We start from the raw sequence: 17,209 nt of genomic DNA on the forward strand, positions 1-17,209 counted from the left end.
AGATTGCCTGCTATTCTGATCGAGCTTTTATGGCCCTATATGCCGTGATTGGGCCACATATACGACAACGATTCTGGTTCCGACGGACGGGAGTGACTCGAGTACTGCTGCCGTAGAACGCGGTGTCAGTAACGCGAAACCCCATGCAGCGACCGTCCACTTTCTACACGTGATAGACGCCGGGACAGAGATGGCCGCCTCCGGAAGCATCGCACCTGAACTCACAGAAACGCTTGACCAGGAGGCAAGCGAGATCCTCGAGACGGCCTCGAGGAAGGCTGACGAAGTTGATGTGGCTGCCGAACAGGTTGTGCTCGAAGGCGTCCCTCACGAAGTGATCGCCGAGTACAGTACCGACAATGAAGTCGATCTCATCGTTATGGGGGCAAGTGGTCGGTCCGGGATCAAGGACCACCTGCTGGGAAGTTCGACGGATCGTGTCATCAGATCAGTTGATACGTCTGTTCTCGTAGCACGCCCCTGACAAGAACGGTGCGACTCACGTCGGCAATCGAGTGTCAGGCAAGTTCTCGAAACCGCTGCCCGACACGGGGGCGTACTGGTTCGACCCGAAACGCAAGTCGTCGACTCTGAGAACTCTCAAGATTCCGTGGGCCTGACCCTCCGTGGAGGATTGAACAGGTGGGAACGGAGTGGCCGTGAGCCTGACCTCGGGAACGGACGCCACGTCTCGCCAGTCTGGGATGAGACGGGATTCGACGTACTCGGCCCCGAACGTAACGAAGGAGACCAGTAACTGGTACGGTACGAGGTGAAAGCACTTCCCGGGAGCGGTTCGAAAGCGAAAGTACATCTCTCGAGTGACCAGTTCGCGGCCTATCGCGCTGTCCAATCGAAGTCAGGTTCGGAACCCGACGAGCGGTATCGCGGGGACTGGAAACTCGTCGGGTTCGACCCATTAGCGCCTCGATTGAGATACGTGACGACGATGCACGAGCACGCCGTTCCGTCCTCGGTTATTGCACGACGGGCAATAGCCAGTCAGCAGAGTCATCACCGTGAAAGTCGATATCAACTCGTGGGTACCAAAATGCACCAGCAATGGGAATACAAGACACTCGAACCGCCAAAGGGTTTGACCAAGCGAGAGACGGTCGATCCAACAGACGAACTCAACCGCCTAGGTGAAGAGGGCTGGGAACTCACAGCGACGATCAGCTACGACGGTGGCGGCACGAAACTACTCCTGTTCAAACGCCCAGTCACTCATGAGTGAGCTCTCGACGGCCAACACGCTCCGTGAGCGGACGGACGTCAACAAGTACTGGTTCTGGTTGCTGCTCGAGGCCAACCGGTGGATCGTCGCCAGTGGGCTCGCGTTCCTGATCTTCTTCGTGTTCATGATCTGGGGCGTGATGAAGCCGGTGTCGTTGTACTCGACCATGCAGTCGAGCGACATGGTCGAGACAGTATTCGCCGGGCTCGTCGGCGCGATCATCACGGGAACGACGCTCGTGGTCACGATCAATCAGCTCGTCCTCTCCCAGGAAATCGGCTCGCTCGGGAGCCAGCGCAGTCGGATGGATGTGACGATGGATTTCCGCCAGAACACCGACAGCCTCCTCGGAACGACCACGCCTGCCAATCCCGCGGCGTACCTCAGCGAACTCATCGAGGTAAGCGAACAGCGAGCGACAGCTCTTCGAAAGTCACTCTCCGAAACCGAGAACGAGGACCTCCAGGAGAAGGTAGACACGTACGTCGATGATCTTCTGGAGAACGCCGACCATGCACTCGTTCGCCTCGAAGACAGCGATTTCGGCACCTTCGACGTCATATCGCCCGCTCTCGACTACAACTACGATCGGAAGATGCACGATGTCCGGCGACTCGGGATGGAGAACGAGGACGACCTCACGAACGAGCAACGAGGCGCGTTCAGAGACCTCCTGGAGGCGCTCACAATGTACGGACCAGTCCGCGAGTACATTAAGGACCTATACATCCAGTGGGCACTGGTAAAACTCTCGCGTGCCATCCTGTACGCCGCAGTGATTGCACTCACCGTCGCTGGGGGGATGGTCGTCTTCGTCGACCCGTCAACGTTCAGTGGCACGTTCCTCGGCATCGAGAGCGTTCTCTGGGTTGTGAGCGCCGCGTTTGCCATCTCAGCGCTGCCATTTCTCCTGTTTACGTCCTACATCCTGCGGCTCGCGACGCTCGCCAAACAGACGCTCTCGATGGGACCGCTCATGCTTAGCTAATCTCCGTCGGAAATTTGCTTTCCGACACGGGGGCGTGCGTTTTCGGGATCACTTGAGGGGGCAATCACTCCCAGCTGTTTCAGCTCGACGTGCCGACCACCCATCCCCTCCAGGGGACGGACACCGTCGCCTGCGGGATTCCCCGGAATTTTCGTTGGCATAATGATGAACCCGTCCAGCGACGTAGACAAGTCCGCAGGTACGACGGAGATTCGTGACTTCGGGTGCTCTCGAGTGGAAGCGCGTCGGCCACCTCAGTCTACCAGCGCCCCGCACGATACGTTCACCGGCGTGCCGGTGATGGTGCGAGCGCGATCCGAAGCCACGAGGGCAGCGACGTCACCTACGTCGGATACTGTCGCCGTGCGGGGCAGGAGTGCGTCCGCTCTCGTCTTGGCAACGAGCTTCTCCCGCCCAGAGAAGTCGTCGTCAGGAACTGCGTTTGCGTCGCAGTCGTGATCGGGTGGGTGAAGTCCTCGACCGAGATCTCCATCAACGGTTCCTGGACGTCACCGTACGTGATGAGGTTGAACGAGACGTCGATGCGGCCGGTCTCGTCCACTACTGCGTCGACGAATTCGTCGACAGCCTGCTCGTCAAGAGCGTCGACGATGGCGGTGTCCGCCTCACCTCCGTCCGAGCGAATGTCCTCGGCGACGGCGTCGAGCGTCGCCTCGGTTCGACCGGCGAGGAAGACCCGGGCCCCTTCACGTGCGAAGGTGCGGGCAACGGCGCCTCCGATCGACCCGCCACCGCCATATATCACGGCGACCTTCTCTTCCAGCATCACATCGACCTCCTGGTGGTGTCCCATGAGGTGTCGATCGCGGGCGGGAGTGCCGGTTCCGGAGCGACTGATTCGACCATTACGATGTCTCCTCCACCAGTTCCGCGAGGTTCGACAGCGAGTCGGTCCACCCTTCGTTGGCGTCGCTCGGGGGAATGGCCTCGGGGAATCCTTCGTGGTGAACGGTTATCTCGGTTCCCTCAGGGACTGCCTCGAAGGTGACCGTCACCGTCGTCTCGCCGGCCATCTCGGGGTCGTCGGTTTCGAATTCGTCCGTGTAGACGATGCGTTCACCGGGAACCAGCTCGAGGTAGGTGCCGCCGAAGGTCGAGCCGTACTCGGCGAGTTCCTCGGTCTCGCCCGTGAACGCCATGCGGTACGTCCCGCCCACCTCGGGCTCGAGGTGGTGGACCTCGGCGAAGAAGCCGGTCGGCGGAAGCCACTGGGCGAGTTCGTCGGGGTCGAGGAAGGCCTCGTAGACCCGCTCGGGAGACGCCTCGATGACGCGGCTCACGGTCATGCTTCGCCCCTCGTCTGTCTCGGTGTCGGTCACCAGGGCGTCGAGGTTGTCGAGGATGCTCGCCCAGCCCTCTTCGGCGCCGTCAGGCACCGAACCTGGGAACTCTTGGGTGAGTACGACTTCCGTGCCGTCTTCGGCGTCATGGAACTCGTATGTGAGATGGAGTTGCCCACCGTCGATTTCCTCGACGGTGACGAGACGCTCGTTCTCGATGACCTCCTCGAACGTGCCCTCGTTCTCGATGCCGTTCTCATCACTGGTCCAACTCACGAACATCTCGCCGCCGGGTTCGGACTCAAGCGCGTGGACCTCCGCCTCCATGCCCTCCGGCACGAACCACTGTTCTAGCTCGTCCGGGTCGACGAACGCCCGATACACACGCTCGCGCGGGGCGTCGAACGTCCGCCGGATTGTCAGTTGGGTATCCCTGGTTGCCGCGTCGGTGTTGTGGTCGGTCATTTTTCTGATTCCTCCAGGTGGATGGCCAGCGCGTCCAGCCGGTCCTCCCAGAAGACGCGGTACCGGGTGAGCCACCCAAACGCGGCGCTCAGGGGCGCAGCCTCGAGGTGGCAGCGGCGAACGCGGCCGTCCTTCTCGATGTCGATCAGGCCGGCGTCCTCCAGCACGTGGAGGTGCTTCGAGACGGCAGCGAGGGAGACGTCGTGTGGTTCGGCCAGGTCGCTGACGCTCTCTGGTCCGTCGGCCACCCGTTCGAGGATGTCCCGACGGATGGGGTGAGCCAGCGCCTGGAAGACCGTGTCGAGATCGAAATCGTCCGGCAGTCGTTCAACCATCCAGTTGAACGGATGTCGGGGGAATACTTAACCTTTTAGTTGAATTTCGTTATTGTGCAGTCTACCGGCTGCTCGCGGGAATTGAAACCATCTATACGATGATTCCTGGAGTGCCATCGACGGGAGGTATGGAAGACACGTAGTGGGACTCGAGGGACCTACCCTGTTCGACGAGAACGTCTAGAACGGGATGGACTCTGAAACGGCTGTCTATCTCGTTTACGGTACTTACCGACCTGATCACGGAAACCTCTAAATGGCACTGTCTCGTTTGGCACCTCCGCTGGCGTCTGTCCGTCGAGTGACTGATGTGGTCGTTGTGTGTTGTAGTAGTGTACGAACTGTTGAAGCCATCTTCTAGCGCTCGACTGATGTCCACTCACGAATTATGAAAGCGGCCAACCAGTATCTTCGACGTGTGAAACCACCTCGATCAGGTTTCGCCAGACGTTACTGCCCGTAGATCACCCTGCGGCTCCGGAGTGGGTCCAGAACTGGGAGGGACCATACTATGTCCGGACAGAGGTAATAGACGACGAGTAACAGCCTACGGGTAGATCAAGCTAGGTGCCTCGAGAGCTTAGGTCGAAATATGAAGTGGTTCTCCACTACGGAAATAAGCAATTCTTGAACGACCGGACCTATTGAAGATATCCAGCGAGTTTTAACAGTAGTATTATCGTTCCCTTACATATTCTCGCCAGAACGTTCTGATTGAACGTCGCCGTTCGTCTCGTTCGTCTCGAAAGCAGTCTTTCGATCATGGATCAGGTAGTAGCGTACCTCGAGCCCTCGCCCCTGCGTGAGTGACTCACCCGAACCTAATCGTTTAGCCCCATAGTGCATATGGTTCCAGCGGTGACTACGTACTGTGGTGTTCATCCAGCGGATGAGCACTACGTGCCTCTGACACTTTCTCCGGCTGCGTTCGAGAGCGAGCGAGAGCGATGTGACTGTGACCCAGCCGTGAACCGAATCATCGGCCGTTTGCCGTTCTCTCTACGTAGTACACGCTTTCGAATGCTCGTACACCCATACGGTATTAATTCCCTAATATGACATTATAATACCCTTAGTCATAATGGAGTATCCTCTTGTGGGTGCGAATACCTCGGGTGTGTATGACACAGCCACAACGTAACTCGTCTCACGATGAGCGGGGCCTCGCCAGCCCCGTAGACGAACGGTCGAACTGCGGTCTCGGCGTCGTCATGGACCTCGACGGCGGAACGAGCCACGACGTCGTCGCCGACGGTCTCGAACTCCTCGTCAACCTCGAGCATCGGGGCACCACCGGCGCCGAAGAGAACACCGGCGACGGCGCGGGGATCGTGCTCCAGACGCCCGACGCCTTCTTCCGCGACGAACTTACGGTCGATCTGCCGAACCAGTACGCCGTCGGCTCAATCTTCTTCCCACAGGACGACGCCCGCGAAGCGCTCGTCGAACTCGTCGAAGGCATTCTCTCCGAGTACGGACTCGAGACCCTCGCCTGGCGGGACGTGCCGACGGAAAACGACGGCCTCGGTACGACGGCCCTCGAGTCCGAACCCGACGTCTGGCAAGTCTTTGCCTCGTCGACGGACGAACTGGCCGACGACGACTTCGACCGCCGTCTCTACGTCGCCCGGCGCGCGCTCGAGAACGCGGTCGAAACTGCCGACGTCGACGGGTCCGATCGATTCTACGTCTGCTCGCTGGACTCGAAGACACTCGTCTACAAGGGCCTCCTCAAGGGCGAGCAGGTCGCCAGTTACTACCCAGACCTCGCCGACGAGCGCCTCGAGTCGACGTTCGTGATGGTCCACGAGCGCTTCTCGACGAATACGCTCGGTGCGTGGCACCTCGCCCATCCCTACCGCAACGTCGTCCACAACGGCGAGTTCAACACCATCCAGGGCAACGTCAACTGGATGCGCGCCCGCGAGACAGATCTGGAGAGCGACGTGCTCTGCGCGGAACCACGTTCCGCGGACGACGCGAGCGGCGAGAAACCGCGAGGGGGGCTCGAGGCCGTCAAACCCGTCATCAACGACCCCGATCAGTCCGACACCGCGAGCGTCGACAACGCGGTCGAACTGTTGTTGCAGGACGGCCGTGACCTCCCGCACGTACTCCGCATGCTCGTTCCCGAGGCCTGGCGCGGGGACGAGCAGATGGATCAGGCGCGCAAGGACTGGTACGACTTCCACGCCTCGCTCGTCGAACCGTGGGACGGCCCCGCGCTCGTCGCGGCGACCGACGGCGAACGCGTCGGCGCCGTCCTCGACCGGAACGGCCTGCGCCCCTGCCGGTACGACGTGACAACCGACAACCGCCTGATCGCCGCCAGCGAGGCCGGGGCGCTCGAAACCCCGCCAGAGAAAATCGCCGAGCGCGGGCGGCTCCAGCCCGGCCAACTGTTCCTGGCCGACCCGAACGAGGGCCGGGTCATCCCGGACGAGGAGGTCTTCGACGGCCTCGTCGACGACCGCTACGGCGAGTGGCTCGCGTGCGAACAGGTTCACGTCGACGATCTCCTCGAGACGGCCGACCCGGAACCACGCCAGGCCATCGACGGACTGCGCTCCCACCAGGCCGCGTTCGGCTACACCCACGACGAACTCGAGAACCTGATCGAGCCGATGATGCAGAAGGGGAAAGACCCCATCGGCTCGATGGGCGACGACACGCCGCTGTCGGTGTTGACCGAGTTCAACCGGCCGCTGTTCTCGTACTTCAAACAGCTGTTCGCCCAGGTTACGAACCCGCCACTCGACTATATCCGCGAGGAGCAGGTCACCTCGCTCGAGTCCCGACTGGGATTCCAGCGCAACCTGCTCTCGGAGTCGCCCGCACACGCCCGCCAGCTGGTCCTCGACTCGCCCGTCCTCACCGACGCCGAACTCGAGGCGATCCGCGATTGCGAGAAAAACGACGTCACGGCGGGGGCGGTCGACGTCACCTACGAGCGCTCGGAAGCTGCCGACAAGCCCGACGGCGAGGCCCTCGAGACCGCCATCGAGCGCGTCCGCGAGGACGCCGTTTCGACCATCGAGGCCGGTAACGACGTCGTGATCCTCTCCGACCGCGCCGTCGACGACGACCGCGTCGCGATCCCCAGCCTGCTCGCGATGGGTGCCGTTCACCACCACCTCGTGCGTAACGGCCTGCGCAACCATGCCGGGATCGTCCTCGAGTCAGCCGATCCGCGAACCGTCCACCACGTCGCGACGCTGGTCGGCTACGGCGCCGACGCGATCAACCCGTACCTCGCCTACCAGACCATCGAGGACCTCACGGCCGGCTCCGACGGCGCGGACACCGGCGTGGCCATCGACGCCTACGTCGGCGCGCTCGAGGACGGCCTCCTGAAGATTATGGCGAAGATGGGCATCTCGACGGTCGAGAGCTACCAGGGCGCCCAGATCTTCGAGGCCGTCGGCCTCGACTCGAGCCTGGTCGAGGAGTACTTCGAGGGGACCGAGAACCGCACCGAGGGGATCGGCCTCGCCGAAATCGAAGCGGACCTCCTGGAGCGCCACACGACCGCCTTCGGCGACGAGGCGACCCTCGACCGCCAGGGCGAGTTCGAGCACCGCTCGGGCGGGATCCACCACCAGTGGAATCCCCAGTCCGTGGGTACGCTCCAGCAGGCCGTTCGCTCCGGCGACTACGAGCGCTACCAGGAGTACGCCGAGGGGATCAACGACCAGTCCGCCGACCTGCGGACCCTCCGCGGACTCCTCGAGTTCGATTCCGACCGCGAGTCGATCCCGCTCGAGGACGTCGAACCCGTCGCCGACATCGTCGGCCGCTTCTCGACGGCCGCGATGAGCCTCGGGAGCCTCTCGCCCGAAGCCCACGAGAACAACTCCGTCGCGATGAACCGCATCGGCGGGAAGAGCAACTCCGGCGAGGGCGGCGAACCGCCCGAACGCTTCGGCACCGAGCGCGAGTGTACCGTCAAGCAGGTCGCCTCGGGCCGCTTCGGCGTCACCAGCACGTACCTCTCGAGCGCGGACGAACTCCAGATTAAGATGGCTCAGGGATCGAAGCCCGGCGAGGGTGGGCACCTCCCGGGTCAGAAGGTCAACGAGATGATCGCCCATGTCCGCAAGTCGACGCCCGGCGTTGGGCTCATCTCGCCGCCACCGCTGCACGACATCTACTCCATCGAGGACCTGAAACAGCTGATCTTCGATCTGAAGGCGGCCAACGAGGCCGCCGACATCAACGTCAAACTCGTCTCCGAGGCCGGTATCGGCACCATCGCCGCGGGCGTCGCGAAGGCCAACGCCGACGTGGTCCACATCTCGGGCCACTCCGGCGGCACCGGCGCCTCACCCCGGACCTCGATCAAGCACGCCGGACTCCCGTGGGAACTCGGGCTCGCCGAGGCGAACCAGATGCTGTGTGTCACCGGCCTCCGCGACCGCATCCGCGTTTCCGCCGATGGCGGGATGAAGACCGGACGCGACGTGGCCGTCGCCGCCCTGCTCGGCGCCGAGGAGTACGTCTTCGGCACCGCCTCCCTCGTCGCCGAGGGCTGCGTGATGGCTCGCCAGTGTCACAAGAACACCTGCCCGGTCGGCGTCGCCACCCAGCGCGAGGACCTCCGCAAGCGCTTCCCCGGCGAACCCGAGCACGTCATCAACTTCATGACGTTCATCGCCCAGGAACTGCGCGAGATCATGGCCGACCTGGGTTTCGAAACCGTCGAAGAGATGGTCGGACACGTCGAGGTCCTCTCCCAGCGCGAGGACGTCGACCACCCGAAGGCCCGATCCGTCGACCTCTCGGCCGTCTTGGCCGAACCCGAAGGCGACGTCCGGACCAAGATTCGGGAACAGGACCACGGCCTCGAGGATCACCTCGACCGAGCCCTCATCGAGGAGGCCAGCGCGGCCATCGAGGACCGGACCCCCCAGACCGTCGAAACCGAGATCAGGAACGTCGACCGCGCCGTCGGCACCATGCTCTCGAACCGGGTGTCGAGCCGCTACGGCGAACCCGGACTCCCCGAGGATACCCTCACCGTCGACCTCGAGGGTACCGCCGGCCAGAGCTTCGGCGCGTTCCTCGCCCACGGCGTCTCGTTCCACCTCGAGGGCAGCGCGAACGACTACGTCGGCAAGGGACTCTCGGGCGGGAAACTCACCGTTCGGACGCCCGAAACGGCCGCCTACGACCCGACTGAGAACGTCGCCATCGGCAACGTCGCGCTCTACGGCGCGACCGGTGGCGAACTGTACGTCAACGGCGTCGCCGGCGAGCGCTTCGCCGTTCGCAACTCGGGCGCCAAGGCCGTCGTCGAGGGCGTCGGCGATCACGGCTGTGAGTACATGACCGGCGGCGTCGTCGCCGTCCTCGGCGAGACCGGAACCAACTTCGCCGCGGGGATGTCCGGCGGCGTCGCATACGTCTTCGACCCCGACGCGGCACTCGAGCGCAAGGCCAACACCGACATGGTCTCGCTCCACGAGGACCTCGACGAGGCCGACGAGGCCATGCTCGAGCGCCTGCTCGAGAACCACGTCGCCTACACCGGGTCCGAGCGCGGGCAGGACCTCCTGGCGAACTGGGGGCGCGCCCTCGAGTCGTTCGTGAAGGTCATGCCCGAGGCCTACCACCAGGCGATTACCGAGGACGGCCGAGACGACGTCCGCGCCGAACTTCCCCAGTCGCCCACCGTCGAATCAGACCATGGATCGGCCGGGTTCGCCGCGAGCGACGACTGACGCTAACGCGTCGAGCACCAGTACTGAGGGCGATTTTTGTGTGTGCGCGCTTTCCACGACTTCCGGTGAGCGGTCGAACGAACCGACGAAACCCGTGTGGATCTCCGCCGCTTACCAGACTCGAGTGCTGCCGGTACGGGCACCGTGCTACGAGTCGTCGAACGACGGTGCGCATCCGAGGGACCGATGCGGACAGGTCCGACAGTGCGACCCCGGCGTCGTCTCGGCGTAGATCGGTCGATCTAGCGCCTCGAGTCCGCGTCGAACCGCCTCCCAGTCGGGCGTCGTCGACCGCGAGTGGATGGCGACCCGGGGGCCCTCGACAGGTCCGACGTACACGTAGCCGACGGCGTCGACGGGCTCGCCGAGCCGGCGTTCACAGGCCCGGGCGTACAGCGAAAGCTGGAGGGCCGCTTCGGGGTCGATCCGTTCGCTCGTCGCCTTGTAGTCGAGGACGACGAGCCGTCCGTCGGGTGCCCGTCGGACCGTATCCACGTAGCCGACGACCGAGCCGTCGACGCCGGGCACGTCGTCGACCGTAAACGACAGTTCGGCGGCGAGTTCGTCCCACGCGTGAACCGGCGCCTCGAGGTCGGGTTCTCGAGCGTCGAAGTACCGATCGATACACCGGTGGACTTCCTTCTCGTATCCTCGTTTCCCGCGGGCCGTGAGCCGTCTGGTGGCCGCCCGACGCCACTCCCCGGGGCTCGAGTACTCCCGGTAGAACGCTTCCTCGGCCACGGCGTGAAAGACCGTGCCGACGAGTCGCGGGTTCGACTCGCGGCCCGTTCGATTGTCAGCCGGGGACGACTCGATTCGCCGTCGACTGACGTCACCCGGGACCGGATCGTCGGGCGCCCCGACGACGTACTCGAGGTAGTGCTTTCGCGGACACTCGTCGTGGGTCGCCAGCGCGCTGTAACTGTGCTCGAGTGCTTCGGGAAACCGATCGCGTCCCGACTCCGAGAACGCGTCCGGGGCGAATCGCGAAGCCGTCGTATCCAGCGCTCCGACTCGTCGCCCCGCCGGCGCGTCGAGTTCGGGGACTGTGGGGGCGGCGTCCGCAGCCGGTAGCAGCGTTCGGTTCCGAAGCTGTCGCCCGAGTCGGTGGACGACGTCGAGCGCCTCGTCCGTCTCGAGCGTCCGGTAGCCGTCGGTACCGAGGTAGTTGATCGCGCCGGTGGTGTGCGTCGACGGTTCGGCGAGCGAGTCGGTGACGTCGACGACTGTTTCGGGGTACGTTTCCTGTACCCGGTCAAACGCCGTCACCAATTCCGACCAGAGGTTCATCCGCTCGCCGGTAACCGACCACTCGATCGCGGAGGGGAGACACGCGTCGGCCGTGGGGGCGGCGAGGTCGCCGTCCCCGCCCTCGTAGTCGTAGTTCGAGCCGAATACGAGCAGGTGGTTCTCCGCCCGGGTGAGCGCGACGTGGAGAACGCGCCAGGATTCGGCCGTCGGCTCCGCGGCGAGATCCGCACACAGCGGCGAGTCGACGGTCGGGTCGAGCGTCGCGGCGAGCAGGCGATACCGGGCCCCGTAGGCGTAGTCTCGCCGAACGCACCACTCCTCGTCCGAGAGGTACGGCGCGAGGACCGTGTCGAACTCGAGGCCCTTGGCTTGGTGTACCGTCATGACGTCGACGGCGTCCGCAGACGTGGTTCCCTGTTGGCGGTCGCTCGATCCGCCCGCCAGCACCCGCTCGAGCGCGTCGACGAACCGGGTCGAGAGCGACTCGAGCACGTCGGTGCCGGTCCTGGCGTCGACGAACCGTTCGATCCGCTCGAACGTCTGGCGGTCGTCGGGACCCAGAAACCACTCGACGTTCGTTCGCTCCCGGAACTGTCGGAGAAACGGCGCTATCGGGTAGGCGTTCTTCGCCGCCGCTAGCGCCTCGAGGTCTGTGCGCGCCCGCTCGAGTCGGTCCGGTTCGTCGAAGGGTTCGGCCTCGAGGTCGGCCTCGAACAGCGCGTCGTACAGCCGACGGTTGCGGCGGTGGAGGCGGGAGAGATCGGCTTCACGTACTCGATAACGTGTGAGAAGCACTCGTCGAAGGTGCGTGTCGGCGTCGTGATCGACTAGCACGCGGAGGTACGAGAGAACCGTCTGGGTGCCCTCCGACACGGATCCTGTCGCCGAACCCGACCGCTCGCAGGGAATCTGGCGCTGCTCGAGTTCTGCGGCGATATTGCGTGCCTGTGCGTTCGTCCGAACGATGACCGCGATGTCTTCGAGCGTTCGCTCCGGGACGGATCCACAGTCGCCGTTCAGGAGTCGTGAAATCGCCGTCCCGACCTGTTCGGGTATCGACGACTCGAGTTCGTCGCTCTCGACTTTCAGCACCCGGTGGGGCGGGTTCGCCTCGTCGTACGACCCCTGCGTCCGTCCGTGCTCCCGGAGCGTCTTCGAGGGCTGGGTGCCGTACGAACAGTGGTTCGTCAGGTCCAGTATTTCCTGTTTCGACCGAAAGTTCAACTCGAGTTCGACCGACTCGTGGTCGTCGTAGTTCGCACCGAGGCGCTCGAGGCCCCTGGGGTCGGTCCCGCGCCAGCCGTAGATCGCCTGGTCCGTGTCCCCGATGGCGAGGAGTTCTGGTCGATCCGGGCCGCGCGTCAGTTCGGTGACGAGCGTCCACTGGGTCGCGTCGGTGTCCTGGAACTCGTCGCAGTAGACGTGGCTCCACCGGCGGGTGATCCCCTCGGCGACGGCCTCGTCTTCGAGCAGGCGCGTCGCCGTCCGAACGAGTTCGTCGAAGTCGACCGCGCCGTCGGTCTCGAGCCTCGCCCGATAGTCGGCGTATATTTCGGCGTAGTGGCTGGCCTGTCGGAGCACGGCCACGTAGTGCTCGAGTCGGCCGAACGGCGTCTGTTCGATGGTCTTCGCCCCGTCCCGCCAGAGTTCGTTGCCGAAGAGGACGGGTGGCAGGTGCTTCGTCGACGGGTCGTCGAGCGACATCGCTTCCCGCGTTATCGTCACGCACGCCTGAAGCGTCCGGAGGTAGGCGTCGATCTCTCGCACCACCGGATCGTCGCGAAACGCCGCCGGCCCTTCGGCGATTTTCTCTCGACAGAACGTCAACAGCGTGCCGTACTCGACGAGCGCCTCGCGAATTTCCGTGACGTGTTCCTCCCGATTGAAGTACCGAATCGCCTCGTTGTCGAACGACAGCGCCTCTCTCGCCTCGCCGCGGAGCCACAGGAGCAGTTCCTCGAGGAGGTCGAGCATCCGTTCGTCGGGCAGGGCGTCGGAGAGGGCGTCTGGGTCGATCTCTTCGCGACTCATCACCGAGACGAAGTGGTCAACCGATCCGGCGAGCGTCGACGGAGTGGCCGATTTTGTCGGTGCCACGTCGACCGCCGCGAAGTCGTACTCGTACTCGGCGAGGAGCCGGTTGAGTAGCCGTCGTCGCTTCCGCTCGGTGACGACCTCGAACGACGGGGAGAGCCCGAGATAGTAGGCGTACTCTCGAACCAGCCGGTAGCAAAACGAGTGATACGTGTGGACCTCGATCGCTGCGGCGACGGACGGCTCGAGTCGCTCGGCGATCGACGCTCGAATGCTCGCGGCCGCTTCGTTCGCGAACGTCACGACGAGCACGTCGGAGGGGTCGACGGCCCGGTCCTCGAGCGCCCGTTCGATCCGCGCCAGCATCGTGGTCGTCTTTCCGGTACCGGCGCCCGCGTCGACGGACGTGCACGCGGCCTCGCTCGCGATGACGGCGGGCTGATTTCCTTTCGGGGCTGGGCCCGGGGTCGACCTCGAGAGCCGGTGGTCATCCATCGAAAGCCACCTCGCTCGAGAGGTATTTCGTACAGCAAACGGCGTACGGACACGTCGGGCAGACGTCGCGCTTGATCTGGTCCCACCGGGATTCGAACGCTTCGTCGTCGACTCCGGCGATGGCGGCGGTCGCCACCTGTCGCAACCGATCGTCGACGGTCTGGTTTCGGTGTTCGTGTGTCATCCCGAACGTGTGATGGTCCAGGTAGGGTTCGGTGAGATCCACCGGCTCGAGGCTCGTTTCGACGCGCTCGCGAAGCGGGTTGACGGTCAGCCGGTCCCGATCGAGGACCGGGACCTGGACGTACCGACAGGTACGGGCGTCCGTGAGGGACAGGCGGTCACGAAGCGTCCGCAATCCATCGAGAGCGGCAGCCGTCTCGAGCAGGGTGGCGACCATTTCGGGGGCGAAATCGGCCCGGTCTGGATCGAAGTGTCCGGCGAACCGATCGGCGACGTCGCCGTCCCACGCGGCTCGATAGCGAAGTATCCCCAGGTGAGCGGCGGTCGGGACGAACCGAACCCCGACGAACGACGAGCCCTCGAGGACGGCGTAATCGATCGGCACATCGATCTGGAGCGGGGAGGCCTCGTCGTCATCAGCCGTCGGTCGAGTCGCCATCACCGTCGATCGAAGCGGTAAATCTGGACCGACGAGTTCGCCGTCGGCGCCGCTCGCCCTGGTGGCGTACAGGCACTCGGCGTGGTCGGTACCGATGACCTCGACGTACGCCCGGATCGTCGCCTCGAGCACTCGACGCTCGTGTCGTCGCTGGGCACGTGAGTGGACTCCCTCGCCGTAGTCCGCCCAGCGGTCGGCGAACCGGTCCAGCGCACGCGCCTCGAGCGTGTCGACGTCCCCCGCACGAAGGGCATCACAGATGGCCGTTCGGAGCAACTCGAGTCGGGCCGTCTGCGGAACGTCGTCGCCCGTGTGCAGGCCGTACTCGTGGGCGTATCGGTACCGTTGCGGACACCGGAGGTGGGTTCGCACGCCGTCGATCGAAATCTGTGGGGCCTCGGCGCTCGATGGCGTCGTCGCGTCGGTCTCGGTGAAGTTCCCCGTCATCGGCTTACCTCCCCCGCTGCAAACTCGAACTGCGTGTACACGGCGTCCCGGATCGTCTCGTCGACGTCTTCGTGCTCCAGGGCGAGGGCGAGCTCCTGGATTCGCTCCGCCGTGGCATCGAGGTCGACGGGTTCGCCTATCGACGCACGGCCCAGGAGTGTCTCGAGATCGGTCCAGGGCACCTCGAGAGCGGCTTCGAGGGTTCGTTGCCGCCCGTAGCTGACGTGGTCTCGGCGTTTCACGTTGACTGGCTCGAGATCGATCCCGGGCATAACTGTGAGTTCGCGAACGAATCGGGACTCGTCGTGGGTTCGTCGGAGGCCCTCGGTTTCGCGCTCGTACGAACAGCAGTAGAGCCGGGTCCGGGCTGCCCGAGAACCGAGAGCGAGACGTCGACGTGCCCGTTCGGCGTGATATGTCTCGAAGCGATCGGCAACGGCCGACCCGTCCGTGACCGTGGCGAACGTCTCCTCGAGCGTCGATGAGGAGGGGTCGGTCACGGCGGGGTAGGACGGCATCGAACGAAGCCACGCCGTCGGAAACAGCGGCGTGAGAAACTGCGTCCCGGGGTAAGTGTCGTCGATCAGATCAACCAGGAACACGACCTCCCGCGAGTCGTACGCCAGTTCATCGACCGGACAGACGGTCACCCCACCGCCCGGTGCTCGCGTCTCGATGGCGTGGACGTGCGGGGCGTCGTACTCGATCGTTCGCTGGAGCATTCGTCGGAGGCCCTGCCAGTCGGGGGCGACGAGGTCCGTCCGCTCGACGAACCGGGCGATTTCGAGGACCCGGCGGATGCTCTGAAACTGCTCGCGGGCGTCGATCCACGGTTCGTCGCGGGCGATGCGCGCCTTCACGTTCGTTCGCTGGATCCACGACTCGAGTGCGGTCGTCACCGACTGCCCGTGGGCGGCTTCGACGTCCCGCGGAGAAAATTCCTCGATGCGGGCTTCGAGTCTGGCGGTGACGGGTTCGGCTATCTCGGTCGGGTCGTGTCCCTGCTCGAGAGTACAGTGCGCTTCGATGACGGCGTAGAGTTCGCTAACGGCGGGATCGTCCGCCAGGGAGGGCGTACCGATCGTAGCCGTGGGAACGCCCACGTCGCGAAGGAGCCGTCGCGTCCGGGGAACGTGTTCCGCTCGTGGGACGGCGACCGCGAACTCGTCGAACGACCAGTCGAATCGGTCGCGGAGAGACTGGATTTCGCTGGCGACCCACCGCACCTGCGCTCGAGCGGTTTCCGTTCGGAGTCGGTACGCTCGAGCAGTCGTGTGCTCGTCTTCGTTCTCCTCTTTTCGTTCGTTCTCCTCCCCGCGCTCGTCTTCGGCTTCGTCGTCCTCCTCGTGCTCACCCTCGTGCACGGCTTCGGAATACTGGTCGTGATCGTTCTCGCCGACCGTTCCAGTCGCCAGCACTCGAGTGATCGCGTCGTGGGCTGGCTTCGATTCGGGTTGTCGCGTCGGCGGCCGGACCTCGAGGCCGTCCGCGATCGATTCGAGCGAACCTGGTTCGACTCGCGTCCGCTCGACGCTCGCGTGGCGCTGGCCGACGCAGACGAGGTCGGCCTCCCCGGTCAGCGCTGCGAGATAGCGCCTGTCGAGGCGGCGAAACTCCTCGAACTGTACGGCGAGAACGGCGTCGAACGAGTCCGTGGTCCGTTCGCGGAGGCCGTCAGCGTCGGCCTCGAGCAGGTCGACCACTCGCGGGATCACGTCTGCCCGTTCGACGAAGCCTCGAGAGTCGAGTTCGTCGTGGAACCGGTCGTTCATCGCGTAGAGGAAGGCGAGACAGGGGTGGATGGCGTCCCCGTCTCGATCCCCCGTGGCGTCGAACTGTTGTCGGGTCGCCTCGAGCAACAACCGTCCGACGTCGCGGGCGAAACTGTCGTGCTCGCTCGCGCGTTCGAGGTACGGCGGCACGTCAAGACTCGCGCCGGCGACGACCAGCGAAATGAGTTCGATCCGTTCTTCGTACTCGAGGCGCTCGAGTGTCGGGTCGTAGGTCTCGAGGACTTTCGAGGCGTGCTCGGGAAGTGATTCGACTCGCGGGCCGCTGACGGCGTTCCGGGCCGCGTTTGGGTCGTCTATCGTCTCGAGAAGGACTCGCTCGAGGCGGTCGAACCCCGCCGGGTGGCGCTTGAGGACGAGGACGTTTTTCGATCCGTGGGACTCGACGAGCGCGGCGTACTCGTCGGCGACGCGCTCGAGGAGGTCGTGGCGAGGGTACGGGAGGGCGACGAGCGTCCCCTCGAGCGTCGGGGACTCGGGTGTCGGCATTGCGGTATGCCACGGAGTAGTGACTGTATGGTACT

General features: G+C 64.3%; 11 protein-coding genes and 1 pseudogene. 4 read left to right on the forward strand and 8 right to left on the reverse strand.

Going from position 1 to position 17,209, the window contains the following annotated elements; translation table 11 throughout:
* The first annotated feature begins 73 nt into the window (after window positions 1-73).
* The 3 genes from NGM29_RS09825 to NGM29_RS09835 all read left to right on the forward strand — a co-directional run bounded on the left by NGM29_RS09825 (window position 74) and on the right by NGM29_RS09835 (window position 2,225).
* Window positions 74-484: a universal stress protein gene (locus NGM29_RS09825; protein ID WP_311136851.1), complete on the forward strand. Its 411-nt coding sequence runs from the start codon at window positions 74-76 to the stop codon at window positions 482-484.
* A gap of 465 nt (window positions 485-949) precedes the next feature.
* Window positions 950-1,237, forward strand: coding sequence for a DUF4177 domain-containing protein (locus NGM29_RS21305; RefSeq protein WP_311136819.1), 288 nt, complete (start codon window positions 950-952; stop codon window positions 1,235-1,237).
* Window positions 1,230-2,225, forward strand: coding sequence for a DUF7972 family membrane protein (locus NGM29_RS09835; RefSeq protein ID WP_254155868.1), 996 nt, complete (start codon window positions 1,230-1,232; stop codon window positions 2,223-2,225). The genes NGM29_RS21305 and NGM29_RS09835 overlap by 8 nt, the downstream gene beginning before the upstream one ends.
* Before the next feature lie 254 nt (window positions 2,226-2,479).
* Here the strand turns inward: NGM29_RS09835 and NGM29_RS21370 are convergent, their stop codons facing one another.
* The 5 genes and pseudogenes from NGM29_RS21370 to NGM29_RS09855 all read right to left on the reverse strand — a co-directional run.
* Complete coding sequence (locus NGM29_RS21370) at window positions 2,480-2,599, reverse strand: hypothetical protein (protein WP_343233697.1); 120 nt, start codon at window positions 2,597-2,599, stop codon at window positions 2,480-2,482.
* Window positions 2,569-3,012 carry an SDR family NAD(P)-dependent oxidoreductase gene (locus tag NGM29_RS09840; protein WP_254155869.1) on the reverse strand — a complete coding sequence of 148 codons (444 nt, stop codon included), beginning with the start codon at window positions 3,010-3,012 and terminating at the stop codon, window positions 2,569-2,571. Before NGM29_RS09840 ends, NGM29_RS21370 begins: the two co-directional genes overlap by 31 nt.
* A 79-nt stretch (window positions 3,013-3,091) precedes the next feature.
* A complete protein-coding gene (locus tag NGM29_RS09845) occupies window positions 3,092-3,991 on the reverse strand; it encodes an SRPBCC family protein (RefSeq protein WP_254155870.1) in 900 nt (299 codons plus the stop codon).
* On the reverse strand, window positions 3,988-4,326 hold the full coding sequence (locus NGM29_RS09850; protein WP_254155871.1) for an ArsR/SmtB family transcription factor: 339 nt from the start codon (window positions 4,324-4,326) through the stop codon (window positions 3,988-3,990). The genes NGM29_RS09845 and NGM29_RS09850 overlap by 4 nt, the downstream gene beginning before the upstream one ends.
* A gap of 269 nt (window positions 4,327-4,595) precedes the next feature.
* Window positions 4,596-4,756 (reverse strand): annotated as a pseudogene (locus NGM29_RS09855) (integrase core domain-containing protein); the annotation flags it as partial.
* A 691-nt stretch (window positions 4,757-5,447) separates the two neighbouring features.
* On the opposite strand from NGM29_RS09855, the gene gltB reads away from it, so the two are divergent.
* Window positions 5,448-10,046: a glutamate synthase large subunit gene (gene gltB / locus NGM29_RS09860; RefSeq protein WP_254155873.1), complete on the forward strand. Its 4,599-nt coding sequence runs from the start codon at window positions 5,448-5,450 to the stop codon at window positions 10,044-10,046.
* A 147-nt stretch (window positions 10,047-10,193) separates the two neighbouring features.
* Here gltB and NGM29_RS09865 read toward each other — a convergent pair whose 3' ends face one another.
* Genes NGM29_RS09865 through NGM29_RS09875 form a run of 3 tightly spaced genes read right to left on the reverse strand, consistent with a single transcriptional unit; the run spans window position 10,194 to window position 17,174 of the window.
* On the reverse strand, window positions 10,194-13,826 hold the full coding sequence (locus NGM29_RS09865; protein ID WP_254155875.1) for an ATP-dependent DNA helicase: 3,633 nt from the start codon (window positions 13,824-13,826) through the stop codon (window positions 10,194-10,196).
* Window positions 13,819-14,895 (reverse strand): PD-(D/E)XK nuclease family protein, encoded by a 1,077-nt coding sequence (locus tag NGM29_RS09870; RefSeq protein WP_254155877.1) that lies wholly within the window; start codon window positions 14,893-14,895, stop codon window positions 13,819-13,821. Before NGM29_RS09870 ends, NGM29_RS09865 begins: the two co-directional genes overlap by 8 nt.
* Complete coding sequence (locus tag NGM29_RS09875; RefSeq protein WP_254155879.1) at window positions 14,892-17,174, reverse strand: PD-(D/E)XK nuclease family protein; 2,283 nt, start codon at window positions 17,172-17,174, stop codon at window positions 14,892-14,894. The genes NGM29_RS09870 and NGM29_RS09875 overlap by 4 nt, the downstream gene beginning before the upstream one ends.
* Window positions 17,175-17,209 lie beyond the last annotated feature (35 nt).

This window comes from Natronosalvus rutilus, from assembly GCF_024204665.1.
GTDB lineage: Archaea > Halobacteriota > Halobacteria > Halobacteriales > Natrialbaceae > Natronosalvus > Natronosalvus rutilus.

What these genes read in the sequence shown, in the direction of transcription:
- NGM29_RS21305 (WP_311136819.1), top strand. Translation starts at nt 950, where the DNA reads ATGCACGAGCACGCCGTTCCGTCCTCGGTTATTGCACGACGGGCAATA.
- NGM29_RS09835 (WP_254155868.1), top strand. Translation starts at nt 1,230, where the DNA reads ATGAGTGAGCTCTCGACGGCCAACACGCTCCGTGAGCGGACGGACGTC.
- NGM29_RS09840 (WP_254155869.1), bottom strand. Translation starts at nt 3,012, where the DNA reads ATGCTGGAAGAGAAGGTCGCCGTGATATATGGCGGTGGCGGGTCGATC.
- NGM29_RS09845 (WP_254155870.1), bottom strand. Translation starts at nt 3,991, where the DNA reads ATGACCGACCACAACACCGACGCGGCAACCAGGGATACCCAACTGACA.
- NGM29_RS09850 (WP_254155871.1), bottom strand. Translation starts at nt 4,326, where the DNA reads ATGGTTGAACGACTGCCGGACGATTTCGATCTCGACACGGTCTTCCAG.
- gltB (WP_254155873.1), top strand. Translation starts at nt 5,448, where the DNA reads ATGACACAGCCACAACGTAACTCGTCTCACGATGAGCGGGGCCTCGCC.
- NGM29_RS09865 (WP_254155875.1), bottom strand. Translation starts at nt 13,826, where the DNA reads ATGGATGACCACCGGCTCTCGAGGTCGACCCCGGGCCCAGCCCCGAAA.
- NGM29_RS09870 (WP_254155877.1), bottom strand. Translation starts at nt 14,895, where the DNA reads ATGACGGGGAACTTCACCGAGACCGACGCGACGACGCCATCGAGCGCC.
- NGM29_RS09875 (WP_254155879.1), bottom strand. Translation starts at nt 17,174, where the DNA reads ATGCCGACACCCGAGTCCCCGACGCTCGAGGGGACGCTCGTCGCCCTC.